Genomic DNA, 3,667 nt, shown 5'->3' with positions numbered 1-3,667 from the left:
CAATTTCCAACTGCCGATAATTCTTATCTTCCTCTTTTCCTTTGCGTCCTTTGCGTCTTTGCGGTTCGTTCTTCTTCTCCACACCTCGCCGACGGTCAGAAGTATTTTCCTCACTCGTATTTTCCGCCACCACCTCATACAGCAAAGCACGTTTATTTTTATCGTTACCTTTACGCAAAACCCGACCCAATCGCTGAATAAACTCCCGCTGCGAACCAGTACCCGATAAAATAATGGCAATACTAGCAGCCGGAACATCAACACCTTCATTGAGAACGTGAGAAGCGACTAAAGTTTTGTATTCCCCCTCGCGAAAGCGCGTTAAAATTTCGTGGCGTTCTTTGACAGGAGTTTGATGAGTAATCGCCGGAATTAAAAAATCTTGAGAAATGCGATAAACTGTGGCATTGTCCGCCGTAAATATGAGAATGCGTTCCGGGTAATGTTCCCCAATCAAATTGCCGAGAATTCGCAACTTGCTATCAGTGCAAAGAGCAATTTCTCTCGCTTCCCGGTGAGCTAGCATAGCACGGCGACCGGCAGGAGATCTAGCACTCATTCTGACAAACTGTTGCCAACCTTCCAAACTGCCTAAATGAATCTTTTCTGCTTTCAAAAAATCATTGCGAATTTTGATTAACTCATTGTAGCGATCGCGCTCATTTTGCGATAACTTTACCTTAATCGGGATCACCTCATGCTGCGCTAGCGCTAATCCAGCCAATTCCTCCGCCGTTTTGCGATAAACGACCGACCCTATGAGACGATCGAGATCGCTATGCTTACCATCCGATCGATCTGGAGTTGCAGTCAGTCCCAAACGATAAGGTGCGATCGCATATTCTGCAATTACCCGATAAAATTCCGTTGGTAAATGGTGACACTCATCAAAAATCAACAAAGCATAACTATTCCCCAAAGCCTCAGCATTAATCGCCGCACTATCGTAAGTAGCGACAAGAATAGCAGTTCGATCGCGCGAACCGCCACCCAACAACCCCACCTCCGCATCGGGAAAAGCCGTCACCAATTGCGCGTACCACTGGTGCATCAAATCCAAAGTCGGTACTACAATCAGCGTACTGCGAGGCGTTGCCTGCATCGCCAATTGCGCCAAATAAGTCTTACCAGCAGCAGTCGGAAGCACCACCACCCCCTGACGTCCGGCAGATTTCCACGCCATCAACGCCTCGCTTTGGTGCGGGTAGGGTTCCATTTCCACACTGGGGACGAGTTCCAGTGGCGCAAATGCCTTCGCCTCGTCGATAAAATCAGTTTTTTCCGCTTGCAGAGCTTCTACAAGCGATCGATAGTGGATAGCAGGGATGCGAAACTTCTCCACTCTGTCATCCCAAGTAGCGTATTCTACCCAAATTTTTCCTCTGGGAGGGGGATGCAAAATCAGGGTGCCCCTGTCAAAAGATAATGTGGGGATACGAGCCATTACTTCTGCACATTTTGGTTCATCCCGACAATTTTACAGGACTTATGCAACTGATATCATATCCAATCCCATCCATTGTATAAAAATCGCTTTCTTATCTGCGTTTATCTGCGTTTATCTGTACTCATCTGCGGTAAAAATTTAACCATCGTTTCCTATTAGTCAAAAAGAATAGGTTGGGTTTCACTTTGTCAAACCCAACCTACCTATAAGTTTTGTTTTACCAAATTTTAGACATCAGAAATTGGGAAACTTCTGCGTGCGCCAACACGACATCGGGCGATCGCTGGAGAGCGTTGGCGTACCTGCTCTGGAAGGCATTGCCTGTTTCTATGGGGCTAAGTAGCGTGCGGGCAGATGCGATCGCATTTTTAACATCTTCCAGCACTATTGGCTCGTCAGATGCGAGTATCTCATCAATTTGCACAACTAGCTCAGAAAGAGGATGCAGCCAACTAAATTGCTGGTGATGAACGATCAGTTGTAGCAATTCTCCGCCCGATACTCGCCCGCGAACTTGTTCGTAAGCGATGCGTTCTGTTTCCAACAGCACTTGATGAAGGTGTAGCAATTTGTTACGCAGAGTACGCAGATGTTGGTGCGTCGGTTGTAGAAGAGTTTTAGAAGTCAATTGAACCCATCCTCCCGTTACGATAATCTTCAAAGGCTTGGATAATTTCTGCTTCTGTGTTCATCACAAATGGGCCGTAGCGCACAACTGGCTCGTTGAGAGGAACGCCAGCAATCAGTAACACAGAAAGCGGTGAGGTAGCATCCGATCGATTGGCGATCGTCACTTCTGAGCCGTCTTGTGCAAACATAATCATTTGTGCGTCTAAGCCACGTTCTTTTTCCTCACCGAATAAGCCTTCACCATCAATTACATATGCGAAGGCATTGTATTCTTTCGGCACCGGCTGAACGATCGTTGCACCGGGTTGCAGTGTAAAGTGCAAGTACATTATGGGAGTCCGCGTTTCGATCGCCGCACGCACACCGAGAGCTTCCCCAGCAATCACTTTGACTCGCACCGCGCCATCATCTGTTTGTGCGATCGGAATGCGATCGGCAGTAATCTCTTGATAGCGAGGCTGGATCATCTTGTCCCGTCGAGGCAAGTTCACCCACAGTTGCAGTCCGTGAACTCGTCCGCCAATGTCGGCAAATTCTTGTGCGGGCATCTCTGAGTGTACGACACCGGCTCCTGCCGTCATCCACTGCACATCGCCTGGGCCGAGCTTTCCGGAACGTCCTTGGGAATCTTTGTGTTCCAAGCTACCTTCAATTACGTAGCTAACCGTCTCAAATCCTCTGTGGGGATGATCTGGCGCTCCTTTCGCTTGACCCGGCTTGAGTTCGATCGGCCCTAATTCATCCAGGAGCAGGAATGGATCGAAGTGCGAAAAGGAACTCTTCGGGAACGGACGGCGCACGCGAAAACCCTCACCCTCAAGTGTTTCGACGCTGTTGACGATGCCGGCGACGGTACGGATCTTTTGGGTTTGAACTGCCATGTGTTTCCTCCTTGCTACTGCTGTATGCGGCGATCGAGTTTTATATGATTAATCATATACTAGCACAAACTTATATAGGAAGTAACAGATAAAATTTGTGCAGAGAACCACAGGCAAAGGGAAACGATGTTATGTCACTAGCACACGTAATTTTGGGACTGCTTCAGCAAGAAGAGATGACAGGCTATGACCTGAAAACAAGCTGCTTCGATCGATGTATTGCCCATTTGTGGCCCGCAGATCAGGCACAAATCTACAGAACCCTCGATAAACTGGTAGAGCAAGGTTGGATTACCTGCACGATTGAGATACAGCACGATCGCCCCAACCGCAAGGTCTACACAGTAACGGAAACGGGGAAAGCGGAATTACTCAGATGGCTGGACAGCCCACAGCCCTTGCCAATAGTTCGAGACCCCTTACTCGTGCAGCTATATTTTGCCGCCCAGCTACCGAACGAAGCGATCGTTCACCTGCTAGAGCAGCAAGTAGCGGCTCGCCGCGCTAAGCTGAGCGAGTGCGAAACGATCGAACTCCCACCGCTTGGGGATGAATCTGCCAGCCGTTTTGAGGTAATGCAGCGCCTAGTGTTGGAACTGGTGACGCGAAAAGAACAAACTTACATAAACTGGCTAGTAGAAGCGATCGATGTCATTAAACAGCGATCGCTAAAAGAAAGGGGCTAGGGGTTAGGGGCTAGGGGATAGGG

The 3,667-nt window shown here is 48.6% G+C and carries 4 protein-coding genes; 1 reads left to right on the top strand and 3 read right to left on the bottom strand.

From position 1 onward, the window contains the following. The 3 genes from H6S82_RS23395 to H6S82_RS23385 form a co-directional block, all read right to left on the bottom strand. The coding region (locus H6S82_RS23395) for a DEAD/DEAH box helicase family protein (protein ID WP_191056787.1) at positions 1-1,444 on the bottom strand (1,444 nt) is incomplete at its 3' end. Between the two features lie 220 nt (positions 1,445-1,664). Continuing rightward, positions 1,665-2,075 (bottom strand): hypothetical protein, encoded by a 411-nt coding sequence (locus H6S82_RS23390; RefSeq protein WP_190468906.1) that lies wholly within the window; start codon positions 2,073-2,075, stop codon positions 1,665-1,667. Next, a complete protein-coding gene (locus H6S82_RS23385; RefSeq protein ID WP_190468903.1) occupies positions 2,065-2,958 on the bottom strand; it encodes a pirin family protein in 894 nt (297 codons plus the stop codon). The genes H6S82_RS23390 and H6S82_RS23385 overlap by 11 nt, the downstream gene beginning before the upstream one ends. Before the next feature lie 131 nt (positions 2,959-3,089). Here H6S82_RS23385 and H6S82_RS23380 point away from each other — a divergent pair, with 131 nt between their 5' ends. After that, the gene (locus tag H6S82_RS23380) at positions 3,090-3,644 is read left to right on the top strand and encodes a PadR family transcriptional regulator (protein ID WP_190468900.1); all 555 of its coding nucleotides are present in this window, start codon (positions 3,090-3,092) and stop codon (positions 3,642-3,644) included. Positions 3,645-3,667 lie beyond the last annotated feature (23 nt).

Source organism: Planktothrix sp. FACHB-1355 (genome assembly GCF_014748295.1).
Taxonomy (GTDB): Bacteria; Cyanobacteriota; Cyanobacteriia; order Cyanobacteriales; family Aerosakkonemataceae; genus Aerosakkonema; species Aerosakkonema funiforme_A.
Note: the sequence above shows the minus strand (reverse complement) of the source record. Positions and strands in the feature narration are given on the sequence as shown.